The organism is Flavobacterium sp. FlaQc-49 (assembly GCF_044005985.1).
Taxonomy (GTDB): domain Bacteria; phylum Bacteroidota; class Bacteroidia; order Flavobacteriales; family Flavobacteriaceae; genus Flavobacterium; species Flavobacterium cupriresistens.
Window position 1 is genome coordinate 115,571 of the sequence record NZ_JBIPCS010000010.1, and the last position, 20,787, is coordinate 136,357.

The 20,787-nt window shown below is 35.4% G+C and carries 20 protein-coding genes; 14 read left to right on the plus strand and 6 right to left on the minus strand.

Going from position 1 to position 20,787, the window contains the following annotated elements; all coding sequences use genetic code 11:
* The first annotated feature begins 62 nt into the window (after positions 1-62).
* The 7 genes from ACHRV3_RS18340 (at position 63) to rpoN (ending at position 9,736) form a co-directional block, all read left to right on the plus strand.
* Entirely contained in the window at positions 63-2,426 is a 2,364-nt protein-coding gene (locus tag ACHRV3_RS18340) for an RND family transporter (protein ID WP_395435753.1), read from the plus strand.
* Positions 2,427-2,684: 258 nt separating this feature from the next.
* A complete protein-coding gene (locus ACHRV3_RS18345) occupies positions 2,685-3,350 on the plus strand; it encodes a hypothetical protein (RefSeq protein ID WP_395435752.1) in 666 nt (221 codons plus the stop codon).
* A gap of 385 nt (positions 3,351-3,735) precedes the next feature.
* Positions 3,736-4,863: an SPFH domain-containing protein gene (locus ACHRV3_RS18350; RefSeq protein ID WP_395435751.1), complete on the plus strand. Its 1,128-nt coding sequence runs from the start codon at positions 3,736-3,738 to the stop codon at positions 4,861-4,863.
* A 9-nt stretch (positions 4,864-4,872) separates the two neighbouring features.
* On the plus strand, positions 4,873-5,919 hold the full coding sequence (locus ACHRV3_RS18355) for a hypothetical protein (RefSeq protein ID WP_395435750.1): 1,047 nt from the start codon (positions 4,873-4,875) through the stop codon (positions 5,917-5,919).
* Positions 5,920-6,172: 253 nt separating this feature from the next.
* Entirely contained in the window at positions 6,173-7,606 is a 1,434-nt protein-coding gene (gene asnS, locus ACHRV3_RS18360; protein ID WP_395435749.1) for an asparagine--tRNA ligase, read from the plus strand.
* A 195-nt stretch (positions 7,607-7,801) separates the two neighbouring features.
* The gene (locus tag ACHRV3_RS18365; protein ID WP_395435748.1) at positions 7,802-8,197 is read left to right on the plus strand and encodes a GxxExxY protein; all 396 of its coding nucleotides are present in this window, start codon (positions 7,802-7,804) and stop codon (positions 8,195-8,197) included.
* A 78-nt stretch (positions 8,198-8,275) separates the two neighbouring features.
* Positions 8,276-9,736, plus strand: coding sequence for an RNA polymerase factor sigma-54 (rpoN, locus tag ACHRV3_RS18370; protein WP_047778923.1), 1,461 nt, complete (start codon positions 8,276-8,278; stop codon positions 9,734-9,736).
* Positions 9,737-9,820: 84 nt separating this feature from the next.
* Here the strand turns inward: rpoN and ACHRV3_RS18375 are convergent, their stop codons facing one another.
* Together ACHRV3_RS18375 and ACHRV3_RS18380 are read right to left on the minus strand one after the other, a co-directional pair.
* Positions 9,821-10,264, minus strand: coding sequence for a hypothetical protein (locus tag ACHRV3_RS18375; RefSeq protein ID WP_395435747.1), 444 nt, complete (start codon positions 10,262-10,264; stop codon positions 9,821-9,823).
* Between the two features lie 44 nt (positions 10,265-10,308).
* Positions 10,309-10,899, minus strand: a complete 591-nt coding sequence (locus ACHRV3_RS18380) for a thymidine kinase (protein ID WP_047778925.1) — start codon at positions 10,897-10,899, stop codon at positions 10,309-10,311.
* A gap of 241 nt (positions 10,900-11,140) precedes the next feature.
* On the opposite strand from ACHRV3_RS18380, the gene ACHRV3_RS18385 reads away from it, so the two are divergent.
* The 7 genes from ACHRV3_RS18385 to ACHRV3_RS18415 all read left to right on the plus strand — a co-directional run bounded on the left by ACHRV3_RS18385 (position 11,141) and on the right by ACHRV3_RS18415 (position 18,423).
* On the plus strand, positions 11,141-12,253 hold the full coding sequence (locus ACHRV3_RS18385; protein WP_395435746.1) for a hypothetical protein: 1,113 nt from the start codon (positions 11,141-11,143) through the stop codon (positions 12,251-12,253).
* 106 nt (positions 12,254-12,359) lie between these two features.
* Positions 12,360-13,079 (plus strand): 16S rRNA (cytidine(1402)-2'-O)-methyltransferase, encoded by a 720-nt coding sequence (gene rsmI / locus ACHRV3_RS18390; protein WP_047778927.1) that lies wholly within the window; start codon positions 12,360-12,362, stop codon positions 13,077-13,079.
* A gap of 312 nt (positions 13,080-13,391) precedes the next feature.
* Positions 13,392-13,736 (plus strand): HopJ type III effector protein, encoded by a 345-nt coding sequence (locus ACHRV3_RS18395; protein WP_395435745.1) that lies wholly within the window; start codon positions 13,392-13,394, stop codon positions 13,734-13,736.
* Between the two features lie 140 nt (positions 13,737-13,876).
* Positions 13,877-15,577: a single-stranded-DNA-specific exonuclease RecJ gene (gene recJ, locus ACHRV3_RS18400; protein WP_395435744.1), complete on the plus strand. Its 1,701-nt coding sequence runs from the start codon at positions 13,877-13,879 to the stop codon at positions 15,575-15,577.
* Positions 15,567-16,847, plus strand: a complete 1,281-nt coding sequence (locus ACHRV3_RS18405) for an MFS transporter (RefSeq protein ID WP_230003672.1) — start codon at positions 15,567-15,569, stop codon at positions 16,845-16,847. The genes recJ and ACHRV3_RS18405 overlap by 11 nt, the downstream gene beginning before the upstream one ends.
* The gene (locus tag ACHRV3_RS18410; RefSeq protein ID WP_395435743.1) at positions 16,848-17,771 is read left to right on the plus strand and encodes an alpha/beta fold hydrolase; all 924 of its coding nucleotides are present in this window, start codon (positions 16,848-16,850) and stop codon (positions 17,769-17,771) included. It abuts the gene before it with no gap.
* 295 nt (positions 17,772-18,066) lie between these two features.
* A complete protein-coding gene (locus ACHRV3_RS18415) occupies positions 18,067-18,423 on the plus strand; it encodes a hypothetical protein (protein WP_047778931.1) in 357 nt (118 codons plus the stop codon).
* Between the two features lie 24 nt (positions 18,424-18,447).
* Here ACHRV3_RS18415 and ACHRV3_RS18420 read toward each other — a convergent pair whose 3' ends face one another.
* The 4 genes from ACHRV3_RS18420 to ACHRV3_RS18435 form a co-directional block, all read right to left on the minus strand.
* The gene (locus tag ACHRV3_RS18420) at positions 18,448-19,200 is read right to left on the minus strand and encodes a UDP-2,3-diacylglucosamine diphosphatase (RefSeq protein ID WP_230003676.1); all 753 of its coding nucleotides are present in this window, start codon (positions 19,198-19,200) and stop codon (positions 18,448-18,450) included.
* A gap of 73 nt (positions 19,201-19,273) precedes the next feature.
* Positions 19,274-19,729 carry a 6-carboxytetrahydropterin synthase gene (locus ACHRV3_RS18425; protein WP_047778933.1) on the minus strand — a complete coding sequence of 152 codons (456 nt, stop codon included), beginning with the start codon at positions 19,727-19,729 and terminating at the stop codon, positions 19,274-19,276.
* A gap of 31 nt (positions 19,730-19,760) precedes the next feature.
* On the minus strand, positions 19,761-19,937 hold the full coding sequence (locus tag ACHRV3_RS18430; RefSeq protein WP_395426466.1) for a hypothetical protein: 177 nt from the start codon (positions 19,935-19,937) through the stop codon (positions 19,761-19,763).
* A gap of 2 nt (positions 19,938-19,939) precedes the next feature.
* On the minus strand, positions 19,940-20,707 hold the full coding sequence (locus ACHRV3_RS18435; RefSeq protein ID WP_395435742.1) for an enoyl-CoA hydratase/isomerase family protein: 768 nt from the start codon (positions 20,705-20,707) through the stop codon (positions 19,940-19,942).
* Between the last annotated feature and the right edge of the window lie 80 nt (positions 20,708-20,787).

Here is a 20,787-nt window from a genome sequence, read left to right on the forward strand (position 1 = left end):
GAAGCAATTGTTTATGATTTTGAGCACTTTTCACTACATTTGCATCCATTTTTAAAGATTTTATGAAAAACACTATTCAAGTCGGATTTTGGGAAAAAATAGCCCGAATCATACTTAAAAACAGAGTTGCAATATTAGTTCTCCTATCTGCCTTAACCATTTTCCTTGCTTATCAATGGAAAAACCTTTCTATGACCTATACCGAAGCCAATCTGCTTCCTAAAAATCATATTGCCAATAAAGACTATCAAAAATTCTTAGACAAGTTTGGTGAAGAAGGAAATCTTGTTGTAATTGGTTTTAAAGATCCTAACTTTTTTACTCCGAAAAATTATGCTGCCTGGAATGAATTAATGACAGGTTTAAAAGAATCCAAAGAAGTAGATTTAGTGGTTTCCTTAAACGATTTGAAGAAACTGGAAAAAGACACCGTTAACGAGAAATTTGTTTTGTCACCGTTTATCAACCAAAGCAAAACGCATGATCCGGCTTATCTGAAAAGTGTGCAATACGATCTGTTTCACAATCTGCCTTTTTACGAGGGACTATTGTTTAATAAAGAAAGCGGTAGTGTTCGATCTGCTATTTACATCAATAAAAAGATTGTAAATACAGCCGAAAGAAAAACTTTTATCCTTGAAAATTTAGTCCCTAAAATCGATAAATTCGAAAAAACTACGGGAATTGACCTGCGTGTTTCGGGGATGCCTTATATCAGAACCATCAATGCTGCCAATATGAAAGGCGAAATCGGACTCTTTATCGGTGCGGCTTTACTGACTGTTTCTTTGATCTTCTTTTTCTTTTTCCGTTCGTTTAGAGCTACTTTTATTTCCATCTGTATTTTGATTGTCGGGGTAATCTGGTCCTTCGGAACACTTGGATTATTTCATTACAAAATCACGATTCTAACGGCTATTATTCCGCCATTAATTATCGTAATCGGAATCACGAATTGTATTTTTTTGATTAATAAATACCAGCAGGAAATCAAACTTCACAATAATCAGGCAAGAGCTTTGCAACGTATTATTTCGAGAATCGGAGTTTCAACTCTAATGACGAATCTGACGACTGCAATTGGTTTTGCTACCTTTATGATTACGGGTAACGATTTGCTTTTTGAATTTGGTTTAGTGACTTCTATCAATGTGATCTCAGTTTATTTATTGACTCTTTTAATTGTGCCAATTATATACAGCTTTATGTCGATGCCAAATGAAAAACATTTGTATCACTTAACCAAAACCTATATTTCAACCCTGCTTGACTTTGTTGAAAATGTGGTGAAAAACAAGCGCAAAGTAATTTACATCCTTTACGGTTTGCTTTTAGTTTTTAGTGTTATCGGAGTTTCACAAATGAAAGTTTCGGGAAGTTTGATCGGAGAAATGCCAAAAAGCGCTTCGTTCTTTAAAGACATTTTATTCTACGAAAAAGAATTCAATGGTGTAATGCCTTTGGAAATAATGATTGACACTAAGAAGAAAAAAGGTGTTATGAAAGCGTCTACCATCCGTAAAATGGATGAATTGCAAAATACAATTATCGAAATGCCTGAATTGGCAAAACCGGTTTCGATTGTAAATTTGGTTAAATATTCAAAACAGGCTTTTTACAACGGAAATCCTGAATATTATCAACTGCCAACTTCGCAAGAGCAGACATTTATTTTGGGCTATGCTAAAAATGCGACGAAAAACAGTAAAGACAATCTAATGAAAGCTTATGTAGATTCGACTGGTCAATATGCCCGTATCACTACTTTCATGAAGGATATCGGTACAGATGAAATGGCGAGAGTCGAGAAAAAACTACATAAAAAAATTGAAGAAATTTTCCCAAAAGACCGTTATGAAGTTACGGTTACCGGAAAAGCTTTGGTTTTCCAGAAAGGAACTTCGTATTTAGTAGACAACTTAATCGAATCGTTGATTTTTGCTATATTGGTGATTGCGATACTGATGTTGTATTTATTCCGCTCTTTCAAAATGGTTTTCGCTTCGGTTATTACGAATGTTTTACCGCTTTGCATTACTTCGGGATTAATGGGGTATTTTGGAATCCCTCTAAAACCGTCTACTATTTTAGTATTCAGTATTGCATTCGGAATTTCGGTAGATAATGCGATTCAGTTTATGGCGAAATACAAACATGATTTATTGCAAAGTAACGGAAAGGTCAAAAAATCTGTTTTCAGTGCTTTAAGAGAAACCGGAATCAGTACTTTTTATACTTCGGTAGTTTTGATTTTAGGTTTTGCCACTTTTACGCTTTCCAGCTTTAGCGGAACAATTGCGCTTGGGGGATTAATTTCTTGTACGCTTGCATTTGCGATGTTTGCGAACTTATTGGTTTTACCGGCTTTGGTTTTGACATTTGAGAAGAAGAAGGCGAAGAAAGAGGATTTGGAAGGATTGGAATAGTTTTTTGCCACGAATTTCACGAATTAGTGCGAATTGTTCTTATGCTTGTAGCTTACTCGCTCCTAATCTTGTCATTTCGAGCGAAGTCGAGAAATCACGCACGCTGAGCACGCAATACATGGATTATTGAATGCGATTTCTCCTTACCTCTTAATAGACAAGAAAATAAGAATCGTAATTCTACAAATAAAAAATAGCTAAGAATTTTACAAATTAGTGCGAATTAAAATCGACTAACTTCATTGTCATTTGTATTTTATGAAAAAAAGATTATTTATTCTGATTTTACTTTTTCCTGTTTTTCTTTTAGGTCAAACTAAAATTGATGAGAATATTTCAGTTAAATTCCTTGGAAAACCTGAAACAACTGAATTCAACATTGAAAATACAAATCCTGAAAATGTAAAAGCGAAAGCAACAGCATTTTATCTCAATTCTAAAGACGATTCTTATATTGCAATGCGAATAAATGCAATAATTGATGGCAAACCATATAATGAACTTTCTCAAAGCATAATTGCTTTAAAAGCAGTCTATAAACATATCTTGACTGAACAACTTAAAAGCATGGCAAAAAAAGGCATGTTTTTAAAAGATTCATCACAAATAAAAATCGACAATTACTTAGCTTACAAACTAAGTTTTAAGGGAAAAAACTCAGAAGAAGAAAATGCAGAAAGTCGAATTTTAATTTTGAATGGTATAACTTATATATTTATTTATTCGCAAGTTGCATCTTATGATAAAGTAAAAAAAGATCAATTTTTCAAGTCAATAAAAATTAACCATTCTGAAAATTTAAAACAAATCGAGGAACCTTATAATTATTTTAATGTAATAATAAGGATTTTAGGTGGCGTACTTTTTCTATATTTCATTAGGAAATTTTTGAAAAAAGAGAAAGAAAACAATCGAATAAGGTAATTTCAAATTTGAATATTGAATGCGATTTCTCCTTCGTCGAAATAACAAAAAGACTATAAAATAAAATTACAAAAGTAAAACATCATCAACTTTAGTTTTACTCTTAGTTTAAAAAAAACAAAACATCCTTTTTCATAATCCTGTTCGTTTCTTTTAATTTTCAACTTTTAAATACAAGATAATTAGCATATTTTTTTTCCTAAGAGGAAGACAAAACTGTTTTTTATCAAAATCTATTTTTTTAAGAATTTTAAATACCTTTGAGTTATAAGTACAGCAGAAAAACCCGTCCTAAAACAAATAGTAAAAACAATAAAAGTCTTTTTCTTAGAGCAACAAAACAAATTATTCTTACATTTGAATTTAAAATTTAACTAAATTAAAAATGGGGATATTTGATAGATTAAGGAATGAATTCCTTGACATCATTGAATTCGTAGACAATACCAACAATACTATTGTTTATAGATTTGAAAGATTTCAGAATGAAATAAAAAACAACAGTAAACTTATTGTTAGAGAAGGTCAGCAGGCTGTTTTCATGAATGAAGGCAAAATTGCAGACATTTTTAGCGCAGGAACTTATAATCTAAATACTCAAAATTTACCTATTTTATCTACTTTAAAAGGCTGGAAATACGATTTTAACAGTCCCTTTAAAGCAGAAGTTTATTTTATTAACACTCGCAACTTTATCGATCAGAAATGGGGAACAAAAAATGCGTTAATTTTAAATGACGATCGTTTTGGAATGCTGGAAGTCAGAGCATTTGGAACCTATGCTTTTAAAGTTGTTGATTCTCAAAAATTCATTCAGGAAATTGTGGGTACCGACGGACAATTTACCACCCAAGAAATTGCAGAGCAATTAAAAAGTATAATTGTTTCGCGTTTTACCGATGCAATTGGTGAAGCAAAATTACCGATAGAATCGTATGTAGGCAACACTACTGAACTTTCGACTACGATTTTTAACTTCATGAAAGATGATTTTGCGGATTATGGGATAGAACTCAGTAGATTTTTACTCGAAAACACCTCAATGCCTGAGGATATTAAAAAAGAGATTTTTGAATTAAGCCGTCTCAATAAGATAGACATGCAGAAATTCACACAATACAAAACAGCTCAATCTATTGAAAAAGCCGTAGAAAACCCTTCCGGAATTGCAGGAACCGCTTTTAGCATCGGAACTGGATTGCATATGGCAAAACAAATGATGCAGTCTTTCGACGAATCGGCTCAAACAGCGACATCAAACCAAACTTCCTTTACACCGAATCAAACGCCTCCACCATTACCTGTTGAAGGGAAGACTTATTTTGCTGCAATTAACAATGTTCAATCTGGTCCATTTAACGAAAGTCAGATTTCATCTTTAATCGAAAACAAACAGCTTTTAGAAGATACCTTGGTATGGAATCAAGGAATGGAAGGATGGCAAAAAGCCTCAACTGTGCCTGAACTGCAAAACTTATTTTCAAAAATTCCTCCTCCATTGCCTAAAAACTAATCTTTTAAAATGAGAAACGCTGAAATAAAAGACGAAACACTAAAAGCTTTCAACTGCTCTAACTGTGGAGCTGGATTAAAATACAAACCCGGAGAAGAAAATTTAACCTGCGAATATTGCAAAACTGTAAATAGCATTCCGCAGCAAGAAATTATTATCGAAGAAACCAATTTCGAGGAATATCTGGAGAAACTGGAAGCAGAAAACTTAGTCAATGAAAAAACAATGCACTGTAAAAGCTGTGGTGCAGTTTCTACAGTAAATGTAAACTCAAGATCATCCAGCTGTCCGTACTGCAGCAACCCTTTTACGGATGGAGACGCAAAAATGGATCTTGTAATAAAACCTTCTTATTTGCTGCCTTTTAAAGTCGACAAAGAAAAAGCAATTCAAATTGGTCTCAACTGGATAAAAGACGTTTGGTACACAAAAAACACACAATCATCTTCACTAACAATAGAGGCCGTATATACACCCTATTGGACTTTTGATATGAATACTCATACCGACTCTATTCTAAAAAATGCCTTTAATCGTTCATTTTCAAGTGTAACTACCCTTTTCTATGATGATGTGTTAGTCTCCGCTTCAGCAAATATCAGTCAGTATCTATTAAACCAAATAAAACCTTGGGACATACAAAAACTAACCGATACAAATGATGAATACTTAAATGATTATACTGTTGAAAAATACAGTATAGATCTAAAAAAAGGATTCCATGAGGCAAAAAAAATGGTTGATCAAGCCGTTAAAACAAAAATTACTTCAGATGCCGTCAATAAGATGTTCCATGCAGATATTATTCAGACGCAATATCTTAACATAAAATTCAAGCTTATTATATTCCCTGTTTATATCATTTCTTATGATTACAAAGGCAAGAAAAATCAGTTGTATATTAATGGCTATGATGGAAAACTAGCTTCAGAAAGACCCAGAAACCCAATAGTTGCCGTATTCCTCAAAACAATACTAGTAATCACTATAATTTTCGCGGCTTTAATCCTATTATTAATGATCGCGTCTCTTTTTGCTCTCTTCCAAACTCCTTAAACAACATTAACCCGGAACAGTATTAATCGTTATGGATAGAATCTTTTCGATCGATACTGTTTTGTTTTTAAAGCAGTAATCACAACTACTAACTCTTTATTTTCAAGACGAATAATAGCAAATCCATTTAAAAATAATCTGATCTACTTTTTCTAACGCTATTGAATTACTTCTCGCTAGGACAATTACAAACAAATCAATTATATTTGCAGTTATTGAACAACAATATTATTTAATATCAATTTTATTAAAAATGAAACACACAAAAGTTAAAGACTTATTAAACAGTACTACGACGCTTCAGGAGGTTAATGCAAAAGGATGGGTGAGAACTTTTAGAAATAATCAGTTCATCGCTCTTAATGACGGTTCTACCATTAATAATATACAATGTGTTGTTGATTTTGAAAATACACCGGAAGAGACTCTGAAAAGAATCACCACGGGAGCTGCCGTTTCTGTAACTGGAACTTTGGTTGAAAGCAAAGGTGCTGGTCAGAAATACGAAATTCAGGTTTCTAAAATTGAAATTTTAGGAGATTCTGATGCGGAGAAATTCCCAATGCAGCCTAAAAAACACTCCCTTGAATTTTTACGTGAAAATGCGCATTTACGTGTACGTACGAATGCTTTTGGCGCGATTATGCGTGTGCGTTCGGTATTGTCGTTTGCGGTTCACAAATATTTTCAGGAAAAAGGTTTTGTATATGTAAACACGCCAATTATCACCGGTTCTGATGCTGAAGGTGCAGGAGAAATGTTTAAAGTTACGGCTTTACCATTTGACAACACACCAAGAACAGAAGACGGAAAAGTAAATTATAAAGAAGATTTCTTCGGAAAAGAAACCAACTTAACAGTTTCAGGACAATTAGAAGGAGAAACTTTCGCTATGGCATTGGGTCAGATCTATACTTTTGGACCAACTTTCAGAGCTGAAAATTCAAATACTTCCCGCCACCTGGCAGAATTTTGGATGATTGAGCCAGAAGTGGCTTTCAACAATCTGGATGACAACATGGACTTGGCTGAAGATTTTATTCAATATGTAATAAAATATGCTTTGGACAATTGTGGTGATGATTTAAAATTCCTGGAAGGAAGATTATTAGAAGAAGAAAAATCAAAACCACAGGCTGACAGAAGCGAAATGGCTTTGTTGGATAAATTGAACTTTGTACTAGAAAACAACTTCAAACGTGTTTCCTATACAGAAGCAATTGATATTTTAAGAGATTCAACTCCAAATAAAAAGAAAAAATTCAACTATATCATTAACGAATGGGGAGCTGATTTACAGTCAGAGCACGAGCGTTATTTGGTTGAAAAACACTTTAAATGTCCGGTAATTTTATTTGATTACCCGGCAAACATTAAGGCATTTTACATGCGTTTGAATGAGGACGGAAAAACAGTTCGTGCCATGGATATCCTTTTCCCAGGAATTGGAGAAATCGTTGGTGGTTCTGAAAGAGAAGAACGTTACGACGTTTTGATTGAAAAAATGAAAGCCTTAGAAATCGACGAAGAAGAATTATCATGGTATTTAGACACCAGAAGATTTGGTTCGGCAACACACTCAGGATTCGGTTTAGGATTTGAGCGTTTGGTATTGTTTGTTACAGGTATGTCAAACATCCGCGACGTAATTCCTTTTCCTAGAACTCCTGGAAGTGCTGAGTTTTAATAAATAAGTTATTGCCGCTAAGGCGCGAAGACGCAAAGTTTTTTTCTTTTAAATTTTGCTTGAACACAAAAAATAAAAATACCACGAAGACATAAATTCACAAGGTATCTTTTATTCTTTTTTCACTGACGACTTAAACCTCATCAGAACAAATTAGCCTTGTGTCTTCGTGCTTTCGTGACAAAAACAAAAAAAATGCTCACAGAAAGAACAGAAGAAATAGGAAGAGTTATTGTAAATGCTGCATTTAAAGTCCACAAACAGCTTGGACCCGGATTATTAGAAAGAGTTTACGAAGTTTGTTTGGCTCACGAAATCAGCAAGACCGGTCTTACTGTTAAGCGCCAGATTCATATTCCGATTATTTATGACGGAATCGTATTCGATGAAGGATTACGTCTTGATTTGTTAATCGAAGATTCTATAATCATAGAAATAAAAGCAGTTGAGCAAGTAAATCCGGTTTGGGAAGCACAAATTATAAGTCACTTAAAATTACTTGATAAAGATTTAGGCTTTTTAATCAACTTCAATGTTCCTTTAATTAAAAGTGGCATAAGACGATTTATACATACAAAAAAAGAGTATTAAAGCCTTTAAGGCAAATATAAAAAACAAAAAAACTTTGCGCCTTTGCGTCTTAGTGGCTAAAAAAATTAGTGCCTTGTTATGCTAAAGCAATTTTTAAATTTAAAATTATCCCAAAAATTATCTCCACAGCAAATCCAGCTGATGAAGTTAATTCAATTGCCTACGCAAGCATTTGAGCAACGTTTATTAGAAGAAATGAACGAAAACCCGGCTTTAGAAGCTGGAAAAGAAGACGAATACGAAGCTGATGAATTCTCTAATGAAGAATACGACGATTACGATGATGCAGAATCAGACCGAATTGAAGCAGACGACATTAATATAGACGAATATTTAAGCGACGACGATACCCCGGATTACAAAACGCAGGTTAATAATTACGGAGACGAAGAAGAACGCGAAACGCCTTTTGCCTCTCCGATTAGTTTTCATCAGGATTTAATCAATCAGCTGAATACTTTTATTTTAAATGATGAAGAGCGCGAAATCGCTGAATTCTTAGTGGGAAGTATTGACGATATGGGTTACATCCGCAGAAGTGTGCCGGATATTGTTGACGACATGGCTTTTACTCAGGCGATTTATACGGATGAAGCTATGGTTGAAAAAATGCTCCATATCATTCACGAACTAGAGCCATCAGGAGTTGGTGCGCGCGATTTGCAGGAATGTTTATTGTTGCAGTTAAAGCATAAAACACCTACTGAATATGTTGACTTAGCGATTGATATTATCGAAAATCAGTTTGATGCTTTTACCAAAAAACATTACGATAAATTAATTCAAAAATACGGTGTTTCGAACGAACAGCTTAAAAAAGCCATTCACGAAATCGAAAGACTAAATCCGAAACCCGGAGGATCTTACACCGGAAACAATAAAGTAACCGAAAATGTAGTTCCTGATTTCGCCATCAGAATTGTTGACGGTGAGCTTGAATTGACTTTAAATGGCAGAAATGCCCCTTCCCTGCACGTTTCTAAAGATTATCAGGAAATGATGCAAACGTATAAAGATTCTCGTGATAAATCGACTGCACAGAAAGATGCGGTTCAGTTTATCAAGCAGAAACTGGATTCGGCCAAATGGTTTATTGACGCGATCAGACAGCGTCAGGAAACGCTTTTTGTGACGATGAATGCCATTATGCATTATCAGGAAGAATATTTCTTAGACGGAGACGAAACTAAGTTAAAACCAATGATCTTAAAAGACATTGCAGATATGGTTGGTTTGGATATTTCGACGATTTCACGTGTTGCCAACAGCAAATATGTGGAAACCCCTTACGGAACGAAACTGATTAAAGAGTTTTTCTCTGAAGCCATGAAAAATGATCAGGGTGAAGATGTTTCAACACTGGAGATTAAAAAAATTCTTCAGAACACCATTGAAGAAGAAGACAAGAAAAAACCACTTCCGGATGATCAACTTGCCGATATTCTAAAAGAAAAAGGATACCCTATCGCAAGAAGAACAATTGCCAAATACCGCGAACAACTTGATATTCCGGTGGCCAGGATGAGGAAGAAAATATAATTTTTTTCGACAAATAATAATATATGTAAAACCCGACAGGTTTCAAAAACCTGTCGGGTTTGTTTTTTATTTTAAACTTCGAAATTATTTATACTGATCCGGTAGTATATTGACTTTAAACAAAAACACCTTCTTTTTGTCCTTGTAACTGTACACTAATGTAAAGTCATTATTGGCAAAAACTCTAAGTCCCGGATTTGCTTTAGCCGTGCTCAACAGACTTTTTTCAATCTCTTTATGAACTACATCGAGATCGGTCTTTTCTTTTTCTATGTTTACCAAAGTCAAGTTATACTGCGCGATTTTCTCATTTCCTTCCGGCAGACTTACACTATCTAAACGAATTCCCTCTTGTATGGTTAAGGGGCAATTTGTATTGTACTTCTCTACCAATTCCTTTATTTCAGTATCTACTTCATCCGTACTTTTATAAAAATAAAACTGAATCACAAACACCAAAACCAATGCAATTCCAACCGTAATCATCAACCGAATATTCTGTCTTTCTTTACTTTCCTTTTTTTGCATTGTTTATTTTGGTTTTAATGTTATTTAGAAAATCAAAAATAAAGCTATTTCTCCTGATTCTTTTTCATGGCATTGTAATAGGCAGCACGACTAAGCGGCTCATATTCTTCTGTTTCACCAAGCATAACCAGCTTGTCATTATCTGTTTTTCTGAAACTATAGTTGGCTAAGTTTCCCGTTCTGGTACAAACGGCGTGCACTTTAGTAACATATTCAGCGGTTGCCATAAGTGCCGGCATGGGTCCGAAAGGGTTCCCTTTAAAATCCATATCCAATCCGGCAACAATTACGCGAATTCCCTGATTAGCCAAATCATTACAAACCGTAACAATTTCGTCATCAAAAAATTGGGCTTCATCGATACCAATGACATCGCAGCCTTGTGCTAAAATTGAAATATTAGCTGCTGCCGGTACCGGTGTTGAACGAATTTGATTGGCATCGTGTGACACCACCATTTCGTCATGATAACGGGTATCTATAGCGGGTTTAAAAATTTCGACTCTTTGTTTGGCAAATTGGGCGCGTTTTAATCTGCGAATTAACTCCTCGGTTTTACCCGAAAACATTGATCCACAAATAACTTCAATCCAACCAAATTGTTCTTTGTGATTTACTGTATTTTCGAGAAACATTTTGTATTTTTCTACCTTTTAAAATGAATAGTTTTTATTACTTTGTACTGGTAATAATTTGACGTAAAAAAATGCTTTTTTACATTTTTCAAAAATAGATAATTTTTATCAAATCGAAGATTCGCAAACGCTTATTAACAGAAATAAAAGTAAGATTAAGCGATTTTCCTTCGGCAATCAAAGCCATTCAGGCCAATTAAAAACACACTAAAGTACCGTATTCACTATAATTTCAACCGTTATGAAAAAAAAATTGGAAGCCGATTTAATCAGCATTGCACATCGAATTCTAAAGCTTAAAAGCAAATCCGATATCAATCAGTTATATCTTGAAACACAGAAATTATATGAAAAACTAGCGGTTCTGAAGTTTGTAGACGAAAACTTCGACACTTTGAAACCAACAATCGGACGCAGTGAAGTAGAATCTCATGTAGAAACCATTTTCGAAAAAGAAGATTTAGCTCCTGTAACGATTCAAACAGAAGAAATAACTCCGGTTGCCGCTGAAGACACTTCAAAAACAGCAGCAGAAGTAGTTCCTGATCCGGAAGTTAATGAAGAAACAGAGGAAGTGCCTGTAATTGAAATCCCGGAAGAGGAAATCAAAGAACCAATTGCGGAAATTATTGAAGAAACCGCTACAGAAGAAATTGTAGCAGAAGAAATCGAAGAACCGATAATTGAAACAATTGTTGAACCGATAACCGCAACTATCGAAGAAGAAGAACCTTCAACAGAAATAATTTCAGAAGAAAAGATTGAAACGCTTGCCTTTGATACATCCATTTCCGAAGAAACAGCAGAAACAGAGCCAAAAGAAACACTTTCTTTTACAACCAAAAGTGATTTAAACCCGATTCCGGATTTCAAACCTGCTTTTGAACTCACAGAAGAACCGGAAGAGAAGCCAAAGGAAGAAATAGAAACAAAGCAAAATCCAATTCAATTTTTGTTTGAAGATTTTGGCGTTAATTACGCGGATGCAGAATTTGTAAAAGTAGATAGTTTTGAAGCCGTAACGCCTACCTCATCAATTCCGGAACTTAAAGAAAATAAAACCGTAGAGACTGTCGTTATAGAGAAAACAGAAACAAAAGCAACTTCCTTAAACGAAAAACTGGCAAAAGGTTTTCATGTTGATTTGAACGATCGAATTGCGTTCACTAAAAACCTTTTCGGAAACAGCACCGAAGATTATAGCCGTGTTTTAAATCAGTTATTAACTTTCGATTCTTATGGCGAAGCAGCCGAATTTATTGAAAATATGGTAAAACCGGATTACAACAATTGGGAAGGAAAAGACGATTACGCACAACGTTTTCTTGAAATTGTAGAGAAGAAATTCTCTTAAACACAAATCTCACCCATTTTCACGAATTTCAATACTTGATGCCATTTCGAAAGACAATGATTTGCATCAATCTGTGAAATTCGTGTTTTAAATAACAAGCTTAATTATGTCTAAATTATATATCGTTCCAACGCCAATCGGCAATCTCGAAGACATGACCTTCCGCGCCATTCGGATTCTGAAAGAAGTCGATTTGATTTTGGCCGAAGACACCCGAACGAGTGGTAAACTCCTAAAGCATTTTGAAATCGGCACGCACATGCACAGCCATCATATGCACAATGAGCACAAAACAACAGAAAACTTAATCGCTCGTTTGAAAGCGGGTGAAACAATTGCGCTAATTTCGGACGCAGGAACTCCTGCTATTTCAGATCCGGGATTTTTGTTGACACGCGCTTGTGTTGAGAATAAAATTGAAGTCGAATGTCTACCCGGCGCAACTGCTTTTGTTCCCGCATTAGTAAACAGCGGATTACCGAATGATCGTTTTATTTTTGAAGGTTTCCTTCCGGAGAAAAAAGGACGCCAAACCCGATTTTTGGCTTTAGCCGAAGAAACCCGAACGATGATTTTGTATGTTTCTCCACACAAACTACTGAAAACATTAGCAGAATTTGTGACTTATTTTGGCGAAGACCGACAAGTTTGCGTTTGCAGAGAATTATCAAAAATGCACGAAGAAAATGTCCGCGGTACAGCAAAAGAAGTACTAACTCATTTTGAAAAAACAGCACCACGCGGCGAAATTGTCGTTGTTGTGGCTGGAAAAACAATTGAGAAAGAAGCTAAGAAGAGTAAATATTCTAAGGACGAAGAAGAATAAGAGTACATAATATTAGTTCAACACGAATTTCACAGATTAACACAGATTAAAAATCCTTTGTAAATCTTTTAAATCTGTGGCAAAAAAATAAAAAACAAGATTACACAATACAAATTCAACACGAATTTCACCAATTAACACAGATTATAATCCTTTGTAAATCTTTTAAATCTGTGGCAAAAAAATAAAAACAAGAGTACGAAATACTAGTTCAACACGAATTTCACAGATTAACACGAAACTTTGTGTTTATACTCCAATTTTAATTCGAGAAATTAGTAAAATTCGTGGTAAAAAAATAACACACACAACATGAGCGTACAAGCCTTTTTAGAAAAATTAAACCAGACTCCAACTGCAATCGCTTTTACTGAAACCATTGCAACTGTAGAAGAAAATTACAACTTCACCCCAACTGCTTTTCAAAACGGAAATCAACACAATGCTGCCGGAGAAAATTCGGGTTCCTGTAAAATTTTTGCTTTTGCTAAATTGCAGAACTTAACACAAGAGCAAACTTTAGCCTGTTTTGGAGCATATTATTTTGATGAAGTGTTGGGCGATCCAAACGGAACAAATCATCAAAACATAAGAAACTTTATTACTAATGGTTGGAACGGAATTCAATTTGAAGGAACGGCTTTAGAAACAAAATAATGTAAATTTTACGCTGTCAGGTTGAGCGAAGTTGAAACCCCTCGATCTGACAAAACAAAAGCACTCTTTTTAAAGATTTTGATTAAACGATCTCTAAAGTCCACAATCTAAAATCTGAAATCTAAAATCTACAATTAAAAATGCGTTGGACTTTAAAACCTAAACCTTCTCAAGATAAAATCAACCATTTGGCGCAAGCCTTAAATGTAGAAGATTTTGTGGCAACACTTTTGATTCAGCGTGGTATTGAAACTTTTGAAGAGGCTAAAAATTTCTTTCGTCCTTCGTTAGAGCATCTGCACGATCCATTCCTCATGAAGGATATGGACAAAGCGGTTGTCCGAATAGAAGCGGCAATCAACAACCAGGAAAACATACTGGTTTTTGGGGATTATGATGTTGACGGAACAACGGCCGTTTCATTGGTTTCTTCGTATTTAAAATCTCATTATCCCAATGTAGCCACTTACATTCCAGATCGTTACGACGAAGGTTACGGTATTTCTTTTAAAGGAATTGACTTTGCCGATGATAACGGATTTTCGTTAATTATCGCTCTTGACTGCGGAATAAAATCAATTGATCACATTGCCTACGCAAAAGAACGAAACATTGATTTTATTATTTGTGATCACCACAGACCCGGAGAATTTCTGCCGGACGCTGTAGCCATCTTAGACCCAAAAAGAGAAGATTGTTTCTATCCGTATGACGAATTATGTGGCTGCGGAGTAGGCTTTAAGCTGATTCAGGCTTTAGGAAAAAACAGAAATGAAACTATCGCTGATCTGGTGCCCTATCTTGACTTGGTTGCTACCGCCATCGCCGCAGATATTGTTCCGATTACAGGAGAAAACAGAGTTCTCGCTTATTTCGGATTGCAAGTAATCAATAGTGCGCCAAGACCAGGAATTAAAGCTTTGGTTCATCAGATAAAAAAGCAAGTTTTAGATATCTCCGATGTTGTTTTTATCATTTCACCCCGAATAAATGCTGCGGGAAGAATCAAACACGGAAATCACGCTGTAGAGCTATTGACCGAATTTAATTTTGAACAAGCACAACAATTTGCCTCAGAAATTGAGCAATACAATGCAGATCGCAAGGATCTGGACAAAAAAATCACCAAAGAAGCTTTTCAACAGATTGTAGAAAATAACGAACAAGACCGCTTTTCTACCGTTGTATTTCAGGAAGACTGGCACAAAGGTGTAATCGGAATTGTAGCTTCAAGATTAATTGAAACGTATTACCGTCCGACCTTGGTTTTCACGAAAAGTGGCGATAAATATGCTGCTTCAGCCCGATCGGTAAAAGGTTTTGATGTGTATAATGCACTGGATGCCTGCTCAGAACATCTCGAGCAATTTGGAGGTCATATGTACGCTGCCGGAATGACATTGAAAGCAGAAAACTACAAACCCTTTAAAGCGGCTTTTGAAAAACAGATCGAAAAAACCATTTTACCGGAAATGCGAACTCCGGAAATCGAAATTGATGCTCAAATCAATTTTACAGATTTAACTCCAAAACTGATCCGAATTTTAAAACAGTTTGAGCCTTTTGGACCACAAAACATGACGCCCGTTTTTATGACCACTGATATAAAAGATACCGGTTATGCGAAAACATTAGGTGCAGATGAAGAGCATTTAAGGCTTTTTGTCAAACAAAATGGTTCAGACGGAATTGCCGCAATTGGATTTGGTCTTGGAAAAAAAATAGACATTACAAAAAATCAAAATACGTTTCAGCTTGCGTACTGCATAGCCGAAAACGAATGGAACAACACTATTTCTACTCAACTTATGTTAAAAGACATTAGAACAAATGAAAGATAAACCCAAAAAAGCCGACCCCTATCAGGCACTTCGATATAGAGAATTTAATGTGTTTTTACTCTTGCGTTTCGCCATGGTTTTTGCCTGGTCGATGCAGTTTATTGTAATCGAATGGGAAGTATACAGCTTAACCAAAAACCCGCTTTCTCTAGGTATTATTGGCTTAATGGAAGTTATCCCAGCCGTTTCGATGGCTTTGTTTGCGGGGCACATTGTCGACCAAAGAGAGAAAAAAGGATTATTGGTAAAATGTATTCTAGGCTTTTCGGTGATTAGCTTTGGCTTGTTTTTATTGACCTGGCCAAAAATAGTTGACGGATGGTCTTCTACAGTTATTTTATACTCGATTTACTTTTTGGTCTTTTTAGGCGGATTAGTTCGCGCTTTCCTTGGGCCCACTATTTTTTCTCTGTTGTCGCTGATCGTACCTAAAAAAGTATATCCAAATGCTGCAACCTGGAGTAGTTCGGTTTGGCAAATTGGCGCCGTTATGGGGCCTGCCGTTGCAGGATTTTCTATTAATTTCATCGGAGTTCATTGGTCTATGTGTTCTGTTTTTGCCTTTTCGCTCTTTGCATTAATAGCCTTGTCGCAAATCAGTAAAAAGCCCATTTTGAATCCAAAAATTGGTGAACCGGTTATGGAAAGTTTAAAGGAAGGTCTCAAATTTGTATTCAATAACAAAACAATACTGGGCGTGCTTACGTTGGATATGGTCGCTGTTCTTTTTGGAGGAGCCGTTGCTTTATTACCCGTTTTTGCACAAGACATTCTGAAAGTCGGTCCGGAAGGATTTGGCGTTCTAAGAGCGGCACCGGCTATTGGTGCTTTTATTACGATGTTAGTCTCCGCCTATGTGCCTTTGTATAAAAGAGCAGGAATGAAACTTTTGGTTGCCATTTTTGCTTTCGGTTTGTGTATTATTTTATTTGGTGTTTCAACCATTTTCTGGTTGTCTGTGGTTGCCTTGTTCTTAAGTGGGGTTGCAGACGGAATTTCGGTCGTAATTCGCCAAACGATTTTGCAACTTAAAACTCCCGATCATATGCGCGGACGAGTTGCTGCAGTAAACTCGATGTTCGTTGGTTCATCGAATGAATTAGGCGCTTTTGAAAGCGGTTTAACAGCAAAATTAATGGGAACGGTAACTTCAGTCGTTTTTGGTGGAAGCATGACCCTTATAACCGTTCTAGCAACCGGAATCAAATCTCCTTCTTTTAGAAATTTAGATCTTCAGAAAGACATGGAAGATCATCAAAATATGGAATAAATGAAACAATTGTTACTGACTTTCTTCTTTTTATTATCCTGCTGTTTTGTAGAAGGGCAAAATCTTTACATCAAAACATACGGTGATAAAACGAAGAAAGCTTTAATTTTCATTCATGGAGGCCCGAGCGGGAATTCAACTTTATTTGAAAGTACAACAGCAGAAAAACTGGCTGACAATGGGTTTTATGTTATTGTTTACGATCGCAGAGGCGAAGGAAGATCTGTAGATTCGACCGCTAATTTTACTTATGATGAAGCTTTTCAGGACTTAAATGAAATTTACAAAAAATACCATCTGAAGAAAGCTACACTTATCGCGCATAGTTTTGGAGGGTTGGTTGCCACACTTTATAACGAGAAATTTCCAAAAAAAGTAAATTCACTTGTACTTGCAGGAGCTCTGATCTCACAACAGGAAACCTACGACCATATTCTGAAATCTGTAAAAAAGACTGCCTTAGGAAAAGGCAATACTACACAATTACAAAAGATCACTCTCACAGAAAACCTAAATAAAAACTCCGCCGCATATCGAAAAGCTTGTTTTGATCTGGCCAGTGAGAACGACTACTTTAAAATGCCCAATCCGACCGAGGCATCAAAAAAGCTGTACAGCGATTATGAAACTGGTCCTTTTTATAAAACTAATATTAGAAATAAAAACGCCCCAATTCTTTTTTATACTAATGAAAAGCGCAACAACATCAACAACAAACCTGTACTAGAAAAAATAAAAGCTCAGGGTATCCCAATCTACGCTGTTTATGGTCAGGATGATGGTATTTTTTCTTCAGATCAGATCAATTGGATTGAGAATTTAGTAGGAAAAGATCATTTTACTCTGATTGGAAACTGCTCCCATTATTTATTTACAGATCAGCAAGAGGCCTTTTTATCCAGTATCCAAAAATGGATTAAGTAAAGTCACTACATTCCTGGCAAGCAACAAACAAGAATAGTAGCAAGGTTAAAAGGTAGAAATCTCCAAAAAATCTCGCGAAGTCGCAGAGTCGCAAAGTTTTTTTTAAACCTTTATCGCTTTGCTCCTATGCCCCTTTGCACCCAAAAAATTAAAAGTTTTTTACTTCCTTACAACTATTGGACCTTATACTAAAATTGACACACCTTAGCACAATTAAAATTTATCTTATTTTATGATTTTTTTATTTAGAATTAATATAAATAATATTTATATTTGTTGAAATAAAAGATTTACGATGAGAGAAATTGCGCAAATATACCATAACAATTTTGGAATATCCTTTTACTGGAAGAATGGAAAACAAGTTATATCAGAGAAAGTTCAACTTGTTTTTAAAGAAACCGGTTTTTATTTTACAGTCGAAGAATTGAATCAATTTTGTGATTTGATTGAAGATAGCATGACCGAAAATGCTTGTTGCGAAGCTTGTGAATTAAAATATTCCTGTCATAAATTTCTACTAAAAACACCTTGTTCTCAAATAGATCTGGCTGTTTCTATGACAGAATTGAAATCGATTAAAGATTTGGTTGAAGGCTCCTTATTCAAAATTGAATTGGAAGAGTATGTATATGGCGTAGGTTTAAACTAAGAAATAGTCTAAAAATCTCCGTGTTTACTTCTCGAATTTCAGCAGTTCGAAATTATTTCCATCAAAAACACCATAGGTAAAATAGCCAATCCAATCGCCCAGATTTACATAATCGGAATTTTCACCGACCGGCATAATCATTGGCAAATGACGATGACCAAAAACAAAGTAGTTGTAGTGTTTGGTTTCGAGTTTACGCTTAGCATATAATACAAGCCATTCGTTTTCTTCGCCCAGAAATTTCACATCCTCAGCACCCGAAATCAATTTATTTTTGACTGACAGGTATTGTGCCAATCGAACACCAATATCTGGATGCAACCAGCGGAAAAGCCACTTAGAAAAAGGATTCGTAAATACTTTTTTCATTCGTTTGTACCCCATATCACCGGGTCCTTTACCATCACCATGACCTATTAAAAAGGTTTTACCGTTAAAAGTAAACTCTTTATTATCGTGATAAACCGGTATATTCAATTCAGTTTGAAAATAATCTTCCATCCACAAATCGTGATTTCCGACAAAAAAATAGATTGGGATTCCGCTATCGCGAATTTCAGCCAGTTTTCCCAAAACGCGTACAAATCCTTTTGGGACAACCGTTTTGTATTCAAACCAAAAATCAAACAGATCTCCCAACAAAAAAATAGCTTCGGCATCGTGCTTCACCTGCTCTAACCAGGCCACAAATTTTTGTTCACGAGGAAAGCTCAACTCCGCAGTCGGAGCTCCAAAATGCTGATCAGAAGCAAAATATACTTTTTTATTTGAAATCATTTAATTGAAATACGTTTGAAATTGAATTTTAAAACCCCAACATTTTTGGAATTTGGAATTTGGAGTTTGGAATTTACTTTAAGTTGTCACTAGCATACCACTCCGCAAACGAAGATTCCGTTTCCTGCAATTTTAGTGAGAAAAGTGAAATTTCGGCAGGCAAACGTGCAATGATTCGCTCAGCAAAATCAACTACCATATTCTCGCTTGTTGGCTGATAATCAACTAAAATAACGTGATGTCCACGGTTTTTTAATTCATTTGCCAGTTCAACATGTGGTGTCGTTTCGTTAAAAACAGTCGCATGATCAAACTGATCGACGATTTCTTCTTTTACAATTTTCTTCAGATCCGAAAAATCGATAACCATTCCGTATTTCACATTGGATCGATCTGTAATTGGCGAGCCAATAACCGTTACCGATAATTTATAACTGTGTCCGTGAACGTTTTTACATTTTCCGTCGTAACCGTATAAAGCGTGACCGGTTTCGAAACTAAATTGTTTTGTAATTCTGATATTACTCATCGATTTGAATTTTAGGTTGCAAATTTACAAATTAATAACCGTTTTCATCTCTTTTTTTGGCTCTGTTATACATAAAATAGGCAATTCCGATTAAAATCACGAAAGGAATAAACGATCCGATCACAACTCCAATTTGATAATTGCTATCCGGAGCGGTTTTCATTTTCTCAGCAACATCCATTTTCTGAAAGAATAAAAGGACATTCATCGCTATTGTTTTTTAAACTGCATCAAAGCATTTTTAGTAAAGTCCGACAAAACTAACTTTCCGGTAATGGCAGCCCGTTCAAAAAGTAATGATTCCCAATTTTCTGTTCCTTCCCAAATAATTTTTTTCATTTCAGACAAAGCTTCCGGATTATAAGCACTTAATTTTTGAGCAAAACTTGCAACAACAGCATCAAGTTCATCTGCATGACAAACTTTAGAAAACAATCCATTCTGAAGCGCCCAGTCCGCTGTTTTCCACTCATGCGCCGCAAGTGTCATTTCTGCCATAGCCATTTTACCGATTTTACGCGATACGGCAGGTTCAATTACAAATGGGCCGATTCCAATAGCGAGTTCTGACAATTTCACAGCACTTTCAGGAGTTCCAAAAGCATAGTCGCAAGCGGCAATAATACCAACACCACCACCAACAGCCTTTCCCTGTACACGTCCTATAATAATTTTCGAACAGCTGCGCATGGCATTCAATAAATGAGCAAAACCGGAAAAAAACTCCCTGCCCTGTTCTTCATTTTCAACCGCCAGAAGTTCGTCAAATGAAGCGCCGGAGCAAAAAACCTTGCTTCCTTCGCTTTGTAAAACAATTATTGAAATAGTTTCATTACTACTTAACGAATGAATCTCAGCCGTAAGTCGTTTTAACAATGTTTTTGGAAAAGAATTACTGGCCGGATGACCAAATTGTACAGTTGCAATTGCATTTTTAATAGTGGTTTGTAAAGATCCGCTTTGGTTATCTGAGCTCATAAAAATAAATTTGATCGTAAAGTTACGGTTTTGAAAAATATTTTCATCTGATGTGATTTGAAATTTGTTTTTTGAAAATT

Bases quoted from the DNA above. Each gene is read 5' to 3' on its own strand.
- ACHRV3_RS18340 (WP_395435753.1), top strand. From the start codon at position 63: ATGAAAAACACTATTCAAGTCGGATTTTGGGAAAAAATAGCCCGAATC.
- ACHRV3_RS18345 (WP_395435752.1), top strand. From the start codon at position 2,685: ATGAAAAAAAGATTATTTATTCTGATTTTACTTTTTCCTGTTTTTCTT.
- ACHRV3_RS18350 (WP_395435751.1), top strand. From the start codon at position 3,736: ATGGGGATATTTGATAGATTAAGGAATGAATTCCTTGACATCATTGAA.
- ACHRV3_RS18355 (WP_395435750.1), top strand. From the start codon at position 4,873: ATGAGAAACGCTGAAATAAAAGACGAAACACTAAAAGCTTTCAACTGC.
- asnS (WP_395435749.1), top strand. From the start codon at position 6,173: ATGAAACACACAAAAGTTAAAGACTTATTAAACAGTACTACGACGCTT.
- ACHRV3_RS18365 (WP_395435748.1), top strand. From the start codon at position 7,802: ATGCTCACAGAAAGAACAGAAGAAATAGGAAGAGTTATTGTAAATGCT.
- rpoN (WP_047778923.1), top strand. From the start codon at position 8,276: ATGCTAAAGCAATTTTTAAATTTAAAATTATCCCAAAAATTATCTCCA.
- ACHRV3_RS18375 (WP_395435747.1), bottom strand. From the start codon at position 10,264: ATGCAAAAAAAGGAAAGTAAAGAAAGACAGAATATTCGGTTGATGATT.
- ACHRV3_RS18380 (WP_047778925.1), bottom strand. From the start codon at position 10,899: ATGTTTCTCGAAAATACAGTAAATCACAAAGAACAATTTGGTTGGATT.
- ACHRV3_RS18385 (WP_395435746.1), top strand. From the start codon at position 11,141: ATGAAAAAAAAATTGGAAGCCGATTTAATCAGCATTGCACATCGAATT.
- rsmI (WP_047778927.1), top strand. From the start codon at position 12,360: ATGTCTAAATTATATATCGTTCCAACGCCAATCGGCAATCTCGAAGAC.
- ACHRV3_RS18395 (WP_395435745.1), top strand. From the start codon at position 13,392: ATGAGCGTACAAGCCTTTTTAGAAAAATTAAACCAGACTCCAACTGCA.
- recJ (WP_395435744.1), top strand. From the start codon at position 13,877: ATGCGTTGGACTTTAAAACCTAAACCTTCTCAAGATAAAATCAACCAT.
- ACHRV3_RS18405 (WP_230003672.1), top strand. From the start codon at position 15,567: ATGAAAGATAAACCCAAAAAAGCCGACCCCTATCAGGCACTTCGATAT.
- ACHRV3_RS18410 (WP_395435743.1), top strand. From the start codon at position 16,848: ATGAAACAATTGTTACTGACTTTCTTCTTTTTATTATCCTGCTGTTTT.
- ACHRV3_RS18415 (WP_047778931.1), top strand. From the start codon at position 18,067: ATGAGAGAAATTGCGCAAATATACCATAACAATTTTGGAATATCCTTT.
- ACHRV3_RS18420 (WP_230003676.1), bottom strand. From the start codon at position 19,200: ATGATTTCAAATAAAAAAGTATATTTTGCTTCTGATCAGCATTTTGGA.
- ACHRV3_RS18425 (WP_047778933.1), bottom strand. From the start codon at position 19,729: ATGAGTAATATCAGAATTACAAAACAATTTAGTTTCGAAACCGGTCAC.
- ACHRV3_RS18430 (WP_395426466.1), bottom strand. From the start codon at position 19,937: ATGAATGTCCTTTTATTCTTTCAGAAAATGGATGTTGCTGAGAAAATG.
- ACHRV3_RS18435 (WP_395435742.1), bottom strand. From the start codon at position 20,707: ATGAGCTCAGATAACCAAAGCGGATCTTTACAAACCACTATTAAAAAT.